This window comes from Chryseobacterium culicis (assembly GCF_002979755.1).
GTDB classification, from domain to species: Bacteria; Bacteroidota; Bacteroidia; order Flavobacteriales; family Weeksellaceae; genus Chryseobacterium; species Chryseobacterium culicis_A.
Genome location: NZ_PCPP01000006.1, coordinates 50,958 through 67,443, shown reverse-complemented (window position 1 = coordinate 67,443; position 16,486 = coordinate 50,958). Strand labels below are relative to the sequence as shown.

Sequence of the window (16,486 nt, the reverse complement as noted above, 5' to 3'; positions counted from 1 at the left end):
AAAAATAATTGTTAGATTTGTCTAACAATTTTAATTTCATGAAGCGAATATTATTTTCTATTACTTTTTTATCAACCTATTGTTTTGCGCAGGAAACAGACAGTTTGAGCTTACAACAGACTAAAACTCCGGATTCTGCAAAAGTTATGAAGAGGGAATTCAAGACAAGTAACATTGAGGATGTAGTGGTTACCGGTACCATAAAACCGATGAGCAGGTCTAAAAGTCCTGTAGCGGTAGAGATTTACAGTCAGAAATTTTTTCAGAAAAATCCTACTCCCAGCATTTTTGAGGCGATTGCTATGGTAAACGGAGTAAAACCTCAGCTGAACTGTTCCGTGTGTAATACGGGAGATATTCACATTAACGGATTGGAAGGACCTTATACCATGATTCTGATTGACGGAATGCCCATTGTAAGTTCATTATCTACGGTGTATGGTTTGAGTGGGATTCCCAATAGTCTGGTTGACAGAATCGAAGTAGTGAAAGGGCCAGCTTCTTCAATTTATGGTTCTGAAGCAATGGGAGGAGTGATCAATATTATCACTAAAAATGCTTTGACTGCTCCTAAATTAAGTGTTGACCTGATGACATCGAGCTGGTTTGAAAATAATCTGGATCTTTCCACCAAGTTTAATGTAGGGAAGAATGCCGCTTCATTATTAAGTTTAAATTATTTCAGTTTTCAGGAAAGAATAGATCAAAACAAAGATAATTTCACGGATACCACTTTACAAAGCAGAATTTCCGTATTCAACAAGTGGAACTTTAAGAGAAAAGAAAACAGACAGGCAAGTTTTGCTTTGAGGTATCTGTATGAAGACCGTTTTGGGGGAGAAATGCAATGGAATAAATCTTTCCGTGGAAGTGATGAAGTGTACGGAGAAAGTATTTACACCAACAGGGCAGAAGTTTTTGGTTTGTATGAATGGCCAATGAAAGAGCATATTGTGACTCAGTTTTCTTATAATTATCATGATCAGAACTCTTTTTATGGATCAAATCCTTTCAATGCAACACAAAAAGTAGCTTTCGTACAGACCTATTGGGACAGAAGCTTCGGAAAGCATGATATCACTGCCGGGCTTACCTTCAAAAGAACTTTTTATGATGACAACACTCCGGGAACTTTAGCTTCAGACGGAATTACCAATGCTCCGATGAAATCTCCAATCTGGGGAGCTTTTATCCAGGATCAGTGGGAAATCAACGATAAAAATACTTTGTTGATTGGCTACAGATACGATTACGATAAAGTACATCATTCTGTACATTCACCAAGGTTTGCATGGAAATTCAATCCTAATCCATATCATACTTTACGTTTTAATTTTGGAACAGGGTTCAGAGTGGTGAATTTATTTACGGAAGATCACGCAGCCTTAACAGGTTCAAGAGAAGTTGTGGTAAAATCTGATCTGAAACCGGAAAGATCTGTTAACGGAAATCTGAACTATATCTGGAAAATCCCTGTAGGCAACAGAATGGTGAATCTTGATGCTTCTGCATTTTATACTTATTTCAGTAATAAAATTGTAGGAGATTTTGATTCCGATCCTAATAAAATTATTTATGACAACCTTCACGGATACGGAATTTCAAGAGGAGCTTCCCTGAATGTGGATTTCAGTTTTCAGTTTCCTTTAAGTGTTAATCTAGGAGTTACTTATCTGGATGTCTATCAGAAATTTGATAACGAAAATCAAAAAACACAACAGCTGCATGCTCCGAAATGGAGTGGTACGTATAACCTGACGTATAAATTTCCAAGTAATCTGACTATAGATTTTACAGGACAGTTTTACGGACCTATGAGGCTTCCGGTTTTAGTGAATGACTACCGCCCTGAATATTCACCATTTTATTCTTTGGCTAATATCCAGGTGTCCAAGAGTTTCAAATCAGGATTTGAAGTGTACTGTGGAATGAAAAATTTATTCAATTTCAGGCCTAAAGATCCTTTGATGAGACCCTTTGATCCATTTGACAAGCATGTTGATGATCCAATCAACAATCCTAATCATTATACTTTTGATACGGCATACGGCTATGCACCTATGCAGGGGATCAGAGGTTTTCTGGGAGTAAAATATACTTTAAAATGAAAAAATTAGCTTTATTTTTAATGTTAGTGCCCTGTTTTTATCTGTCTCAGATGAAGACAGGCACTTTTTCTGATCTTGAGGTTCAGCAGAAAGAAAATCCTAAACCGGTTGTAATCCATCTTTATACGGACTGGTGTTCGGTTTGTAAAATTGAATCCTTCCGTTTAAGTAAAGATAAAGAGTTGGTTAATATGATCAATGACCATTTTTATTTCGTCAATTTTGAGGCGGAGAAGACAAAGGAGAAAATCTACTTTCAGAATCAGGAGTTTGAATATCTGCAAAATGGAAATTCTGGAATTCATGAATTGGCACTGGCGTTGTCAAAGAATAAAAACCAGCCTGTTTATCCTTTATGGGTATTTCTGGATAAGCACCAGAACTTAGTGTATTATCAGGAAGGGCAGATGACACCTGAAAAAATGAAGCAGAAACTGTTGGAGATTTCTGCGTTGTAAGGTGGAATATTTTGTTGGAAAACGCAAAGGCGCAAAGTTTTTTTCTTTTCTTATGTTTTAAGGCATAAGGATTTTATCTGCAATAAAATTGTATATTCCTAATACTTTATAGATTATTTCTTGCTAAAAATCTTTGATTTTCTTGGGCCTTAAAAAACAACACATTATTTATTTTTCTTTGCACCTTTGCGTTTTTCTAACCTTGCAAAATTTTTTTTATTTCCCACAGATTACACAGATTACACAGATCCCACAGATTTTTTAGTTTGCTGAACTTTTAAAATTTGAGAGAGTGATCCCAATTTTTAAATCTTTAAATAATTAAATTTTTCAATTATTTTATCCCTCTGCATCTATGAGAACAGCAAGCTGAATGCAAGGTTCATCAGAGCGATTGCTCCATGCATGATTGGTACCTCTTTGTATGACGATATCTCCCGGTTTCAGAAGCGTTTCTCCTTCTTCCATGATGAGATAGAGCTCACCGGATAGGATGATGATGTAATCCAGTGTTGGCGTTTGATGCATCATGGGGTGAGGTTCATTCTTTTTCCATTCTACTCCTAAATCTTTATCCGGAGGGATTACTACATATCGGAAATAAGTGCCGTTTTTAGGAGTTTGAGGAAATCCGGTATTGGGAATTTTCGTTTCAAGTTCTAAGCTTGTCGGCATTTTCTGGGTATTCCATACATCAGAAATAATAAGTCCAGGAAGATGTTCCACAGCGTTTTCTACCTGTTGGTCTTCAATAATAATCGATTTTCCTTCTTTAATTCCTGTTACGATTCGTCTTGGTATTTTGTTCATAGATTAATGTTTCATGATAAGTTTATGCCCTTGGGTCTGATTATTTTTCAATATAGAATGTGCCTGCAGAACGGTATCCAGAGAAAGGTTTCCTACGAGTTTATGCTGAGGAGGAAGAATCGTTCCGTTTTCAATAAGTATTTTTATTTCTAGTAAACTGTTTTTATAATAGTCATATTTTTTTACCATTCCATACGTATAATTGGAGATATTCATGATCAAAGTTCCCTTGTTAAAAAGCATTTCATGAGCATCTTTAGTGACTAAAGCGGTCACATCCACATAAGTTCCGTTAATTTTTAAAACTTCGGCCGTCACTTCAGACATAGAGTTTCCAACCAGATCAATTCCAAATTCAAAAGGCTGATCGTTATTGGCTTTTAAAATATTTTGAATAAGATTTTCTTCCCTGTAATTGATAATCTGATGCTCTTTGAGTCCTATATTGATCAGCATCTGTCTGTTTTCTTCACTTCCCACAGTGGTGGTAATTTGCCGGATGCTATGGGATAACAAAAGTTTGATCAGAAATGAACCCACACCTCCGGCGGCACCCGTTACAAAGACGGTGTTTTCCGGATTTAATTGTAAGCGCTTAAAGATCTGTAAAGAAGTAAGCCCTGCGGAGGGAATGGAAGCTGCCTGTTCAAATGAAATATTCTTAGGTTTCAAAGAAACAATAGCTTCCGGAACAGCAATATATTCAGCGTAAGTACCGTTGCTTCCCATAGAGCCGCTTCCACTATATACTTCATCACCAATATTGAATTCTGTAACTTCGGAGCCTTTATCTATTACAATTCCGGACAACTCTCTTCCTAATATCGGGGAACTGATCAGTTTCCGTTCCAGTTCGTTTTCCAGCATCTGATAATCGATGGGATTGAAACCGCTTGCTTTAATCTGGATTAAAACTTCATTGCTTTTGGGTTTGGGCTGTTCTGTAAATCCGTCTTCCAGTTTTCCGTTTTTATTTAAAATAACTGCTTTCATAAGTAAGTATTTGTATTTGAGAAATCGTGACGATTTCATATTCCTGATTTGATACACAAATGTAAAGAGGGAATAGTTTATATTTGCTACTAGTTAACTAATGGTAACTAGTTACCTTCATGAAACTATTATGGCAAAAATCATTGAAAATGGTATCGAAAGAGAAGCCAGCTGCACAGAAGAATTGTTCGCGATGCGAGACAGTCTGGACGTTTTGGGAGGAAAATGGAAGCTGATGATTTTACGGTATCTGACCAACAGGCCGGATCAAATGATTCATTTTAAAAAGCTGGAACGAAGTATTGAAGGAATCTCTGCTAAAATGCTGAGCAAAGAATTGAAAGAGCTGGAAACCAATCTTCTGATCACCAGAACCATTCAGGATACGAAGCCTATCACTGTAACGTATGCCGTAACCGAATATGGAAAGTCTGTTTTTCCGGTGACAGAAACTTTGGTAAACTGGGGGATTCTTCATCGGGAGAAGATCAAGGAATCAATGGGGTAGTTGTGAGATATTGGAAAACGCAAAGACGCAAAGTTTTTTCTTTTCTTATGTTTTAAGGCGCAAGGATTTTATCTTTGATAAAATTTAATTCTGTTGAATTTTGGATGAAATAAACTTGCTGAAAATCTTTGATTTTCTTGCGCCTTAAAGCAGTATGTTATTAAATTTCTTTGCGCCTTTGCGATTACTAATAAATATTGCTTCCTAGAGAAAAAGTAAAAAGAATCTGTGAGTTCTTCTGGCGCATTGATGAAAAAATCCTCAGACCCGTTTAGAGTTGAGGATTTTAAATGATACCAAATTGTTTATTAATTTTTATCTAACCATAAATTTACCAGTTCAGAGTGATCTTCCACCCATTCTCTGGCAGTAGCTTCTTTGTTTTTACTCTGTTCCATTTTCATTAAAAGATCAGACATATTTTCATCATCAAAATGAAGTCTGGAAAAGAACTTGGCCAGCTCCGGATGATCCTTTACAAAACTTTTTCTGGAATAGGTTTTAATCTGTTCTGCTTCACCAAATATCTTTTTAGGATCGTCAAGAAATTTAAGTTTCATTTTGCCGAACATCCAGTGAGGCTGCCAACCCGTTACCACAATCCATTGTTTACGTTGTATGGCATTTTGCAATTCGGTGATCATGGCAATGGTAGAAGAGTTGATCTGTTGATAATCCAACTTATAATCAATAATAGCTTTATCTGTTCCGGTGGTTAATCCCGCTCCTTTTTCAATTCCTATGATTCTGTGGCTGAATTGCTCCTGATGCTGATTGAGTTCTCCAATGGAATTAACAGGAACGTATTCCGGAACGACCAATCCTATACGGCCGTTGTTGTAATTGGTGCCAATATGGGTTAATCCCGGGAATTTTGCCAGTTTTTTAGCGTGAGTGTAAGGAAGCCAGACTCCCATGAAAAGATCTGTGTCTTCATTATTCATTGAAGCCATAATCATATCGGTAGACGCTTTTTGAATTATGACATGATAGCCCTGTTTATCCAGAATGGCTTTGGCAACATGCGTCATGGCAACATCTTCTGCCCAGCCATCTACCATTCCTATGGTGATGTATTTGGAGTTTTTTATATTTTCACACGAATTTAATGCTGCAAATACTAACATTAAAACGGGAAAAAATAGATATTTTAATTGTTTCATCTTATTGCTTTTTCTTTACAAATCCCTGAGTAATACGGTCGAGGATAATGGCTAAAATCACAACGGATAATCCACTTTCAAATCCTAGTCCGATATCCAGATTATTAATTCCTTCCAATACTTTCTCCCCTAAACCTCCTGCGGCAATCATTCCTGCAATAACCACCATGGATAAGGATAACAATATGGTTTGATTGATTCCGGTTAAAATTGTTTTCATGGCTAAAGGAAGTTCTACCTTGAACAGGATCTGACGGTTGGTAGCTCCAAAAGCTCTGGCCGCTTCTACAATATCTTTTGGAACGGCTTCAATTCCCAATGTTGTTAATCGAACCGCAGGTGGCATGGCAAAAATGATGGTTGCAAAAGCTCCCGGAACTTTACCGATACTGAAAAACAGAACGGCAGGAATCAGGTAGACAAATGCGGGCATGGTCTGCATCAAATCCAGTAAAGGACGAATGATTTTGTCGGCTATTTTGCTTTTAGCCGCTAAAATCCCAAGTGGAATAGAAAGAATAAGGGCGGTAATGGTAGATACAAAGATAAGTGCTAGCGTTTCCATGGTTTCTTTCCATAGACCCATTAAAAATATTAAACTTAATCCGGCGGCCGTTACTACAGCAATGCCTTTTCCGGCTTTCCATAATGCCAGCAGAGTAAAGAAGAGAATGATAACATAAAAGGGAGTATGTACCAAAACCCATTCAATCCCCATAATAGAGGCGTTTCCTAAGTGTTTTATGACATCAAATACAGGTTTTCCATTTTCTGTGAGCCAATTGATAGCAGTTTCTACATATTGACCTATATCTATAGTTTTATTCATCTTATTGATTGTTTGCGATTTCTTTTAATTCTATAATCTCCTCTTCGTTAAACTTGGTCGCTTCTATAACAAGTGATAACTGCGTAACAAGGCCTAAAAATTTATTGTCTTCATCAATTACAGCAATGGACGATTTATTTTCAGAGATCAGTGGCAACATTTCTTCTACAGTTACTTCCGGATAGACTGAAGGAACGTTGCTGTTGATAATGGATTCCACGGTAGGTTCTTTCTTTTTGGCAATTCGGACAACGTCATTAAGCGTTACAAACCCCAGAAATTTATTCTGAAAATCTACTACAGGTAAGTTTTCAATCCCTGTAGCTCTCATTTTTCTTAAAGCTCCTTCAGGACCGTCTTTTCTGAAACGTACCACCGTAGCTTTATCAAACATTAAAGATCTGGCTGTAATAATTGTTTTACGGTCTACTTTCTCTACAAAAGCTTTTACATAATCACTTGCAGGATTGGTTAAAATCTCTTCAGCAGTTCCTATCTGTTCGATGACACCATCTTTCATGATGACAATACGGTCTCCTATTTTAATGGCTTCATCAAGGTCGTGGGTAATAAAGACAATGGTTTTTTGCAATGTATTCTGCAGTTCAAGCATCTGATCCTGCATTTCAGATTTGATCAATGGATCCAGCGCGGAGAAGGCTTCATCCATAAGCAGTACTTCCGGGTCATTCGCCAAAGCTCTTGCCAATCCTACTCTCTGCTGCATTCCTCCTGAAAGTTGGGATGGGTATTGATTTTCGAAACCGGTTAATCCTACAATATCCAGTGCTTTCTGTGCTTTTTTATCGCGGGATGCTTTGTCTTCACCTCTGATTTCCAGTCCAAAACCTGCATTGTCCAAAATAGTATGATGAGGCAGCAACCCGAATTTCTGAAATACCATACTCATTTCTGTTCTTCTTACTTCCAGAAGTTGTTTATTGTTTTTACCGGTAATATCGTCGTCATTGATGTATACTTTTCCGGAAGTGGGTTCGTTCAGTCTGTTGAGGCAGCGTAATAAAGTTGATTTTCCACTTCCTGAAAGTCCCATGATGACAAAAAATTCTCCTTCATAGATTTCAAAACTTGCTTTGTTGATTCCAATGGTACAGCCTGTTTTTTCAAGAATTTCCTTTTTGGAAAAACCTTTGTCCAGAAGTTCCTGTGCTTTTTCTTTGTTTTTACCAAAGATGATGGTCAGGTCTTCCACTTTAAGTTTTACTTTTCGAGTGTTTTCATTTTTTTCCATATTCAGAATTTTTCAATTAATAATTTGATATAATATATTGTACACCAATTCATTATATACATTTAGCATTCGTTGTTCTGCTGATGACGATAGGATAAAATAATTTGCTAAGCCTTTAGTGACAAAAGCTTTAAACAAAAAAATAACAGCATAAAGACCTGCTGGCCTTATGTTTATTTTAAATATTTCAATAGATTATACTCTAGAAAAAGAGTGTATCATGTAAAAAGAAGTTAATCTTTTACATAGATTCTACAATTAAATTACTGATGAGGTAATTACAGATATGTGTACTGAACAACTTGAATGGCTACATTTCATCAAAATGCTTGCCAGCATCAAAAAACTGTATATCAATTTTTTATGACGCTGCAAATTTACGAATTTTATATTAAATGGATTTTTAAGGATGTAATGTGTTGATTTTCAGTATGATTTTAAAAGCGATAGTTCACGGTAATTTTTCCCTTATCATTAAAGTTAAGAGAAGAATGAAATTGTAAATATGTTTACAGAAATTTTATGATATGACGAATGAAATTATTTTAGTAAAACTGCAATTATTGCCAATATCGCTGGAAGTGCCTGTACAAAAAATATCTTCTTAGTTGCAGAGATGGCTCCATAGATTCCGGCTACCGCTACACATCCTAAAAAGAATAGGGCAACATTGGTTTGCCATTGCGGATCTTTAATCAAAAATGACCAGATCAGTCCGGCTGCCAGAAAACCATTGTAAAGTCCCTGATTGGCCGCTAATCCTTTGGTAGGTTTAAACATCTCTGCAGGTAAAGCTGCTTTGAAAACTTCCTTTCCTTTGGTTTCCCAGGCAAACATTTCCATCCAAAGAATATAAATATGTTCCAGTGCAACGATTGCGATCAGAATTTTAGCAACGATTTCCATAATAAATATTTTCTCATTGTAAAACTAAAAAAATAAAGTTAAGTTTGAGTATTAATTTATAAGATGGACTCATTCAAATCGCATTTAAATAAATTTATTACTATAACCGATGAGGAATTTGTTTCCATCATGTCTTTTTTTCAGGTTCTCGATGTGAAAAAGAAACAAAATCTGGTGCTGGAAGGAGAGGTCTGCCGAACGATGTATTTTGTGTTGAAAGGATGTTTGAGAAAATTCTTCATCAATGAAAAAGGGGTAGAGCAGACTACAGAATTTGCCATTGAAAACTGGTGGATTACAGATACATTTGCTTACGAAAGACAAATACAGACAGATTTTTCAATACAGGCGGTAGAGCATTCTTCTATTTTGGTGATTGATCTGGAGCGTCAGGAAGATTTATTAAAAAAACATCCTGTGATGGAAAGGTATTTCCGGATGGTCTATCAAAGGGCATATGCTGCTTCGGAACGGAGAATCCGTTATTTGTATGAGATGTCCAGAGAAGAACTTTATATGCATTTCAGTACTTTATATCCGTGGTTTATCCAGAGAATTCCTCAATACCTGATTGCTTCCTTTTTGAATCTTACTCCGGAATATCTGAGTGAAATCAGAGCAAAATTACGATCTTAAACCAGTTTAAGTTTTTTACGAATCAGAAGTCGGAAATTTGTCATGTTATTAAAAGCTAATGCAATGACAGATAAAAAAAATCAATTTCCGCAACTCTTTTTAAGGCTGGCTCTTGCCGTTACAATGCTTTCTGCGGTGGCAGACCGATTCGGATTATGGAGCAAAGAAAATTCGTCATGGGGAAACATGGAGAGTTTTAAAGAATATACAAGACAGCTAACCTATTTCCTTCCGGAAGCTTTGAGCACAGTCTCAGCATATGCTGCAACGTTATTAGAAATTCTTTTCCCTTTAATGCTGATTTTAGGGTTTAAAACAAAAATAGCAGCGTACGGAAGCAGTATTTTACTCTTGATTTTTGCGATATCGATGACCATTGCATCAGGACCCAAAGCTCCACTCAACTATTCCGTGTGGGTAGGAAGTGCTGCCGCGCTTTTACTGGCGGTACAACAACATTATTCTTTAAGTATAGATCAATTAACCAAAAAATAATAATATTATGAGCGCAAGATTGAATATTGCAACAGTGGATTCAGCAGCTTACAAAGCGATGATGGGATTAGAAGGATATTTACAAACTACTTCTTTGACCCATATTCAGAAGGAATTAATTAAAATCAGAGCTTCACAGATCAATAAATGTGCTTTCTGCCTTGATATGCATACAAAGGATGCCATCAAATATGGTGAAACGCCTCAGAGAATTTTTATTCTGAACGGATGGACGGAAGCCAGAGAATTTTTCACAGAAGAAGAACAGGTACTTTTAACAATGACTGAGGAAATTACTTTAATCAGCCATCAAGGGCTTACTGAGGAAACTTTCCAAAAAGCAAAGTCATTTTTTGATGATAATCAGATTGCTCAGATCATTATGGCTATCGTAACGATCAATGCATGGAACAGAATTGCAGTAAGTACTCATCTTCCGATTGCAAAATAATTGGAAAACAGTGAAGATGGGTGATGGGAGATGGATGTTAATGAAGACTGCATCATCTACGGATGTTTACTTTATTTAAAAAAACGGCCTTTCAAATTTTGAAAGGCCGTTTTGATGCAAAATACAAAGTGGCAGTGTAACACAGTTTAGGTATTAATTCTAAAAATAAATTCTTTGATTCATTTTATTTTTTAAACCGGAATTACATTGTCTCTCCGCTTCTCGGATATAAAAGTTGTTTGAATTTTACCCAACCACAAAAGTCACAAAAGGTTTCATTTTAAAACACTTGAGTTCACTTAAGTAAGTTTAAAATGATACCGCAGAAAAGTTCACACAAGATGAAAATTAAAGATTTTCACAAAACTTAGGTGTACTTATTACGCATAAGGCCTGGTTCTGAAAAAACTTAAGTGTTTAAAACTTTTGTGCCTTTTGTGGTTAAAATAATGAATATAAAAGTTTAAACAACCTCATACTGTAAGTATTTAATTTAATAAATCGCTACAGGATTTACATTCACCTGAGTAGAACCTACATATAAAGGCTGTCCCAGTACGAATAAAAATTCCCAGATTTTTTGTTTAACTAATGGACGGCTGTCAATCAGTTCCAGGTTATAGATTCCTTTTTTAGCCAGCATAAACTGGTTGATAGGGAATTCTTCTTTACTTTTCGGGTTGGGATATACTTCGGAAGCCCAGGTATCACCGCCAAAAGCAACAATTCCCTGGTCGGCAAGCCATTTTGCGGCATCCATTCCGATTCCCGGTTCTGTTTCAAGAAATTGCTGGTTATTTTTACCAATCAATTCAAGCCATCCTGTATTGAAAAGGACAATATCACCTTTTCGTAGGGTAAGTTTCTGTTTCTTTAAAACGGATTGGATATCTTCTACGGTAAATTCTGTTCCTCCCGGCACAATAGATTTTCCATAATGAGCGGTCATGTCAAGAACTACACCGCGGGTAACGAATGGAGGTACTTTTTCAACACCCAGTTTTTTTACTCCTTCTACGGTTACAAAGTCTGTGGCTTTATTTCCATTGTAGTACATGTTATCAATCCCGATGTGTCCGATACCGTTTAGTTGTGTTCCTACTCCGGTCCATCCGTTGACCAATTCGTCATTGAAGGTGAATTTATTGGGACCTATGCTTTTTCCGGCCTGTTCTCCGGGCTGAATATTGTATAAATTAAAGCTTCTGTGTCTAAAAGCGGGAAGGTTTTTATCAATAGGAACGGCAAGGGCTAATGTTTTACCTTGTTTTACTAAACCAAGGGCTTGTTTTACCACTTCAGGAGTCAGTAGATTGGCGGCTCCGATTTCGTCTTTTGCTCCATAAGCAGACGGATACCATGATTGGTCTTCCGGGTTTACAAGAGTCTGAGCTTTTAAAGTAACGCTGCTAATAGTCAACAGAGTTGCTAACCCGAATACTTTGATCAGATTATTTTTCATTTTTTGTAAGGTTTGGGGTTGGGGAAGTGAAGTGGGAAGCTGGGGGAGGGAAGTTATATTAGTATATTGATAAAAAGTAGATTTCTATTGCACTATTCTGTAGATAACAAAGAGATTCCTCCTTCGTCGGAATGACAATTGAAGTTAATTGTAAACCAATCTATTTATTATCCGACATCAATAACTTCCAGCCTCCTTCTTCCAGCTTCCAGCCCTATTAAATTTCGCTCAACGCTGAATTGATGAAATTCAATTCTTCCTGTGAAAGGTCAATCGACATTGCTTTTGCATTCTCAATAGCTTGCTGTGCATTTCTTGCGCCTGCCAGTACCACTGTAATAGCGGGTTGCAGAGTAGTCCATCTTAATACCAATTGAGAAAGGCTGGCTCCTTTTTCCTGAGCGATAGGTTCAATTTTTTCTAAGAAAGCTTTCACTTTACTCAAATCAAACTGAGAGAAATATCCGTTTCTATGGTCGTTATCCTTTAATTGAGTTTCTTTGAAATATTTACCGGTCAAAAGACCTCTTTCCATTGGGCTGTACACGATAATTCCTGTATTGTTTTCTAAAGAATAAGGAACAAGATCGTTTTCAATAGCACGGTTCAGCATGCTGTAAGAAACCTGGTTGCTGGCAAGCTGTAAAGTTCTGTTAGCTTCTTCCATTTGAGCCACACTATAGTTGCTTACTCCTGCAGTACGGATTTTTCCCTGCTGGATTAAAAGCTCCATGGCTTCCATGGTTTCGGAGATAGGAGTTGTACTATCCGGCCAGTGAAGCTGCAAAAGATCAATATAATCTGTTCCCAATCTTTGTAAGCTCTCTTCAACTTCTTTGATGATATTTTCTTTAGAAGCTAATTTATAAACGGGAATTGTTTTTCCTTCGTCTTGCGCGTCGAAGAAAAATTCTCCTTTTCCATTGTTACTTCCGTCCCATACCAATCCGAATTTTGTTAAAAGCTGGATTTTTGAACGGTCTTTTCCTTTGATCGCTTCACCAATCATTTCCTCGCTTAACCCGAAACCATAGAAAGGTGCCGTGTCAATAGAAGTTACGCCATGATCCAATGATGCGTGAATAGAATTGATAGAATCCTGCTTTTCATTACCGCCCCACATGTTTCCGCCAATAGCAAAAGCACCGTGTGTGATGGTTGATAATTCTAAATCGGTATTTCCTAATTTTCTATATTCCATTTTGTTTGTTTTAAAATTGTTGTTGTATTAAACCACCCCGTCAAAAATTCTTTGAATTTTCGCCACCCCTCCAGAGAAGGGGAATTCTCGCCGTTTCAATTATAGTATTCGCGAAAATCGTAGATTTTCAAAAACTTAAGTGTTCTTATAACAGTCAGTATGATAGCTTTATTTACTTAAGTGTTAAAAAACTTTTGCGACTTTTGTGGTAAAATTATTTGTTATGTAATTCTTTTAAGATAGCTTCTCCAACGCTCTTTGCAGATTGTGGATTCTGTCCTGTAATAACTCTTTGATCTGCCACTACATGATTCTGCCAAAGTCCTGATTTTTCAAATTTTGCTCCTCTTTCTTTCAGTTTATCTTCCAGTAAGAAAGGAACAACGTTGGTTAATTTTACTTCAGATTCTTCTTCATTGGTGAATGCATTGATTTTCTTTCCGTCCACAAGATATTTCCCGTTATTCAGTTTGATATTCACAAGCCCTGCAGGACCATGACATACCCCTGCTACAATACCTCCGTTTTCATAAATTTTTGAAGCGATATCTGCCAGTTCCTTATTGTCTGCAAAATCCCACATCGCTCCGTGTCCTCCTGCATAAAATACCGTTGAATAGTCTTTTGGATTCACCTGAGATGGAGTCATAGAATGATCAATCTTGTTTTTGTATTCTTTGTTTTCCCAGAACTCCTTGTTTACAGGATCTTTCAAATCAAATCCGTCTACCGGAGGAGTTCCTCCTTTTGGACTTACAAAATCAATTTCATATCCTGCTTTGTGGAGAACTTCCCATGGATGAGAAACTTCCCCCAGATAATATCCTGTATCTTCACCGGTACTTCCTTTTTTATCGTGGCTGGTTACGACAAATAAAATTTTCTTTTTCATATTTTTTGATTTTTTGGTTTGGGCCTGAACGAATCCTATGCTAAAGATTGCCAGTACTAACAACGCTAATTTTTTCATGGTTAAATACTATTTGTAAGATAAATCTGTGGTTTCTCCTGAAGTTTTTCGTCTACCAAAGCTCCGAAAGCCTGGATGTAGGGCTGCTGATTATGCTGAGCCAGTCCTTCTTCATTTTTCCAGATTTCATAGAAAACAAATTCATTTTTGTCTTCAATTCCCTGATGTAAGCTGTAAAGTTCACAAGCTTCTTCTTTTCTTGTTTCTTTTACCATGTTCTGAAGAACTTCCAATACTTCTGTCTGATGTTCTTCTTTGGCTTTTATAATTGCGGTAAGATGAATTTTCATAATTAAATAAAATTTTCAATTGAGTTATAGATAGGGTTCCAATCCAGTTCTGTTCTGGCTTTGTCTGCGCTGCATATACTGTTAGATGCAAAGCCGAAATAACCTCCTGCAGGACCGAATTTATTAACAGCATCCTGTATGCTTAATGATTTTGCAGGTTTAAGATTGTATTTTTTACTAATGTTTTCAGCAATATTTTTTATGGATGACGAACCATTTTCAGCATAATAAATGGAACCTCCTTTTGCTTTTTCCAATGCGAGTACATATAAATCTGCCAAATCTTCAACATGTAAATTAGACCAGATATTTTCCCCTTCTTCAAAGTAAACTCCATGTCCTTTTTCCTGAGAAAAATTAACGAGAGCCGGGATCTGAATACTGTCTTTTTTAATGCCTAAGCCTTTACCATAAACCATTGTAGGAACAATAACGATGCTTCTTATATCTTTTTGTACAGATTGCAGTACATAATTGTTGATCAGTACTCTTGAGGCCATTTCCAACCTCGGAGTTAATGGAAAGTCTTCCGTATAAACGAAATTACTTCTTTTACCATTTTCTTTACCTCCGAAAATAGCTGAACCTGAAGTGAATATAAAAGTTTTATGACTTCCTTCCAGTGCCTTGATCAAATTGTCTGCAGCATAGGCATCATCTGCGGAATCGGCATTATGGATGACCGCATCAACATCAGCAACAGCCGTTTTTATAAGGTCTTCATTATGAATATCTCCCACAATAGCCTTGATTCCTAACGATTTCAGTTCCTGTACATGCGCTTCATTACGTACCAGCCCTGTTACCTCATAATTTTTGTCCAGCAGTTTCTTTGCGATAGTTCCGCCAATATAGCCGGTAATTCCTGTGATCAGTACTTTTTTCATGATACTAATTCTGGTTTTAATTCTTTTTCAAAAACAGTTTTCACATGGTCTCTGTAGCGTTTCATATCACGCTCTACATTGGCATTTTTCTCTACATCATGGAAGTGGAAACTTTCCATTTTTTCTAAAGATACAAAAGCATTCATTCTATGGAAACCAAATAAAGGACCTTCATCTACACTTTTTTCACTGAAAAATTCTCCGGGAAGCGTAAAGGCTGTTGCAGGAGCATTCCAGCTTGTAGTCAGCATATACTTTCTGCCACCAAGCATTCCTCCTGTACCGTAATTGATCTCCGGATTTTCAGCATTTCTTCCGTCACTCATATAAATTCCTTTTGCATGACCTGCAGTGAAAACTTCGTCAATGTATTTTTTCAATCCGTTGGGAAGCTGAAACCACCAGATAGGAGTATGGTAAATGATGTAATCTGCCCACACAAACTTTTCTACTTCTTCATTTTTATCATAATTTTCGCTTACATTGGTGATCTTTACTTCTACGTTACCCAATTCTTTAAGAACTGCTAATGTATTTTCTGTAATAGTCTGATTATATTTTCCTCCGGAATGTCCGAAATTCTGTCCTCCGTTGATGATTAGTACTTTTTTCATTTTTTTTATGATTGTTTAAATTTTACTCTGCAAAGTTAGAACGGATGTTTGTATAATAAAAATAATATAAATTATAGGGAAGTATTATTTAAATTATAGTTTTTGATTTAAGGTTATGGGGTTAAAGTTGAAGATCGAGAGTGAATGGTGAATAGTCAATAGTCAATCCGCTTCGCTTGTGAATTTTTATAAGTATACCGATTCACTATTGACTTTACGAAGTAAAAATTGACCATTGACGGCACTAATGGTGAATGGTGAATAGTCAATTCGCTTCGCTTGTGAATTTTTATGAGTATAGCGATTTATCATTGACTTTACGAAGTAAAAATTGACCATTGACGTCACTAATGGTGAATGGTGAATAGTCAATTCGCTTCGCTTGTGAATTTTTATAAGTATACCGATTCACTATTGACTTTACGAAGTAAAAATTGACCATTGACGGCACTA

The 16,486-nt window shown here is 36.6% G+C and carries 18 protein-coding genes; 6 read left to right on the top strand and 12 right to left on the bottom strand.

Going from position 1 to position 16,486, the window contains the following annotated elements:
• Positions 1-38: 38 nt before the first annotated feature.
• Positions 39-2,108 carry a TonB-dependent receptor plug domain-containing protein gene (locus tag CQ022_RS21245; RefSeq protein WP_185126839.1) on the top strand — a complete coding sequence of 690 codons (2,070 nt, stop codon included), beginning with the start codon at positions 39-41 and terminating at the stop codon, positions 2,106-2,108.
• A complete protein-coding gene (locus CQ022_RS21240; protein ID WP_105684471.1) occupies positions 2,105-2,566 on the top strand; it encodes a thioredoxin family protein in 462 nt (153 codons plus the stop codon). The genes CQ022_RS21245 and CQ022_RS21240 overlap by 4 nt, the downstream gene beginning before the upstream one ends.
• 339 nt (positions 2,567-2,905) lie before the next feature.
• On the opposite strand, the gene CQ022_RS21235 is transcribed toward CQ022_RS21240, so the two are convergent.
• Together CQ022_RS21235 and CQ022_RS21230 are read right to left on the bottom strand one after the other, a co-directional pair.
• Positions 2,906-3,376: a cupin domain-containing protein gene (locus tag CQ022_RS21235; protein ID WP_105684470.1), complete on the bottom strand. Its 471-nt coding sequence runs from the start codon at positions 3,374-3,376 to the stop codon at positions 2,906-2,908.
• 3 nt (positions 3,377-3,379) lie between these two features.
• A complete protein-coding gene (locus CQ022_RS21230; RefSeq protein ID WP_105684469.1) occupies positions 3,380-4,369 on the bottom strand; it encodes an NADP-dependent oxidoreductase in 990 nt (329 codons plus the stop codon).
• Positions 4,370-4,499: 130 nt separating this feature from the next.
• Here CQ022_RS21230 and CQ022_RS21225 point away from each other — a divergent pair, with 130 nt between their 5' ends.
• Positions 4,500-4,877, top strand: coding sequence for a winged helix-turn-helix transcriptional regulator (locus CQ022_RS21225; protein WP_105684557.1), 378 nt, complete (start codon positions 4,500-4,502; stop codon positions 4,875-4,877).
• A gap of 308 nt (positions 4,878-5,185) precedes the next feature.
• On the opposite strand, the gene CQ022_RS21220 is transcribed toward CQ022_RS21225, so the two are convergent.
• From CQ022_RS21220 to CQ022_RS21205, 4 genes are all read right to left on the bottom strand, one after another.
• Complete coding sequence (locus CQ022_RS21220) at positions 5,186-6,040, bottom strand: glycine betaine ABC transporter substrate-binding protein (RefSeq protein ID WP_105684468.1); 855 nt, start codon at positions 6,038-6,040, stop codon at positions 5,186-5,188.
• 1 nt (position 6,041) lies between these two features.
• The gene (locus CQ022_RS21215) at positions 6,042-6,869 is read right to left on the bottom strand and encodes an ABC transporter permease (RefSeq protein ID WP_105684467.1); all 828 of its coding nucleotides are present in this window, start codon (positions 6,867-6,869) and stop codon (positions 6,042-6,044) included.
• 1 nt (position 6,870) lies between these two features.
• Positions 6,871-8,121, bottom strand: coding sequence for a glycine betaine/L-proline ABC transporter ATP-binding protein (locus CQ022_RS21210; protein WP_105684466.1), 1,251 nt, complete (start codon positions 8,119-8,121; stop codon positions 6,871-6,873).
• 540 nt (positions 8,122-8,661) lie between these two features.
• Positions 8,662-9,027: a DUF1304 domain-containing protein gene (locus CQ022_RS21205; protein WP_105684465.1), complete on the bottom strand. Its 366-nt coding sequence runs from the start codon at positions 9,025-9,027 to the stop codon at positions 8,662-8,664.
• A gap of 63 nt (positions 9,028-9,090) precedes the next feature.
• Here CQ022_RS21205 and CQ022_RS21200 point away from each other — a divergent pair, with 63 nt between their 5' ends.
• The 3 genes from CQ022_RS21200 to CQ022_RS21190 all read left to right on the top strand — a co-directional run bounded on the left by CQ022_RS21200 (position 9,091) and on the right by CQ022_RS21190 (position 10,609).
• The gene (locus CQ022_RS21200; protein ID WP_105684464.1) at positions 9,091-9,663 is read left to right on the top strand and encodes a Crp/Fnr family transcriptional regulator; all 573 of its coding nucleotides are present in this window, start codon (positions 9,091-9,093) and stop codon (positions 9,661-9,663) included.
• Between the two features lie 63 nt (positions 9,664-9,726).
• A complete protein-coding gene (locus CQ022_RS21195; RefSeq protein ID WP_228421846.1) occupies positions 9,727-10,158 on the top strand; it encodes a DoxX family protein in 432 nt (143 codons plus the stop codon).
• A gap of 7 nt (positions 10,159-10,165) precedes the next feature.
• Positions 10,166-10,609 carry a carboxymuconolactone decarboxylase family protein gene (locus tag CQ022_RS21190; RefSeq protein WP_105684462.1) on the top strand — a complete coding sequence of 148 codons (444 nt, stop codon included), beginning with the start codon at positions 10,166-10,168 and terminating at the stop codon, positions 10,607-10,609.
• Between the two features lie 493 nt (positions 10,610-11,102).
• Here CQ022_RS21190 and CQ022_RS21185 read toward each other — a convergent pair whose 3' ends face one another.
• The 6 genes from CQ022_RS21185 to CQ022_RS21160 all read right to left on the bottom strand — a co-directional run bounded on the left by CQ022_RS21185 (position 11,103) and on the right by CQ022_RS21160 (position 16,033).
• Positions 11,103-12,071: a cyclase family protein gene (locus CQ022_RS21185; RefSeq protein WP_105684461.1), complete on the bottom strand. Its 969-nt coding sequence runs from the start codon at positions 12,069-12,071 to the stop codon at positions 11,103-11,105.
• A 217-nt stretch (positions 12,072-12,288) separates the two neighbouring features.
• Positions 12,289-13,272 carry an aldo/keto reductase gene (locus CQ022_RS21180; protein ID WP_105684460.1) on the bottom strand — a complete coding sequence of 328 codons (984 nt, stop codon included), beginning with the start codon at positions 13,270-13,272 and terminating at the stop codon, positions 12,289-12,291.
• Between the two features lie 214 nt (positions 13,273-13,486).
• Complete coding sequence (locus tag CQ022_RS21175) at positions 13,487-14,164, bottom strand: type 1 glutamine amidotransferase domain-containing protein (RefSeq protein ID WP_105684556.1); 678 nt, start codon at positions 14,162-14,164, stop codon at positions 13,487-13,489.
• A gap of 80 nt (positions 14,165-14,244) precedes the next feature.
• Positions 14,245-14,532: a putative quinol monooxygenase gene (locus tag CQ022_RS21170; RefSeq protein ID WP_105684459.1), complete on the bottom strand. Its 288-nt coding sequence runs from the start codon at positions 14,530-14,532 to the stop codon at positions 14,245-14,247.
• Between the two features lie 2 nt (positions 14,533-14,534).
• Entirely contained in the window at positions 14,535-15,419 is an 885-nt protein-coding gene (locus tag CQ022_RS21165; RefSeq protein ID WP_105684458.1) for an NAD-dependent epimerase/dehydratase family protein, read from the bottom strand.
• Positions 15,416-16,033: an NAD(P)H-dependent oxidoreductase gene (locus tag CQ022_RS21160; protein ID WP_105684457.1), complete on the bottom strand. Its 618-nt coding sequence runs from the start codon at positions 16,031-16,033 to the stop codon at positions 15,416-15,418. The genes CQ022_RS21165 and CQ022_RS21160 overlap by 4 nt, the downstream gene beginning before the upstream one ends.
• Positions 16,034-16,486: the final 453 nt, after the last annotated feature.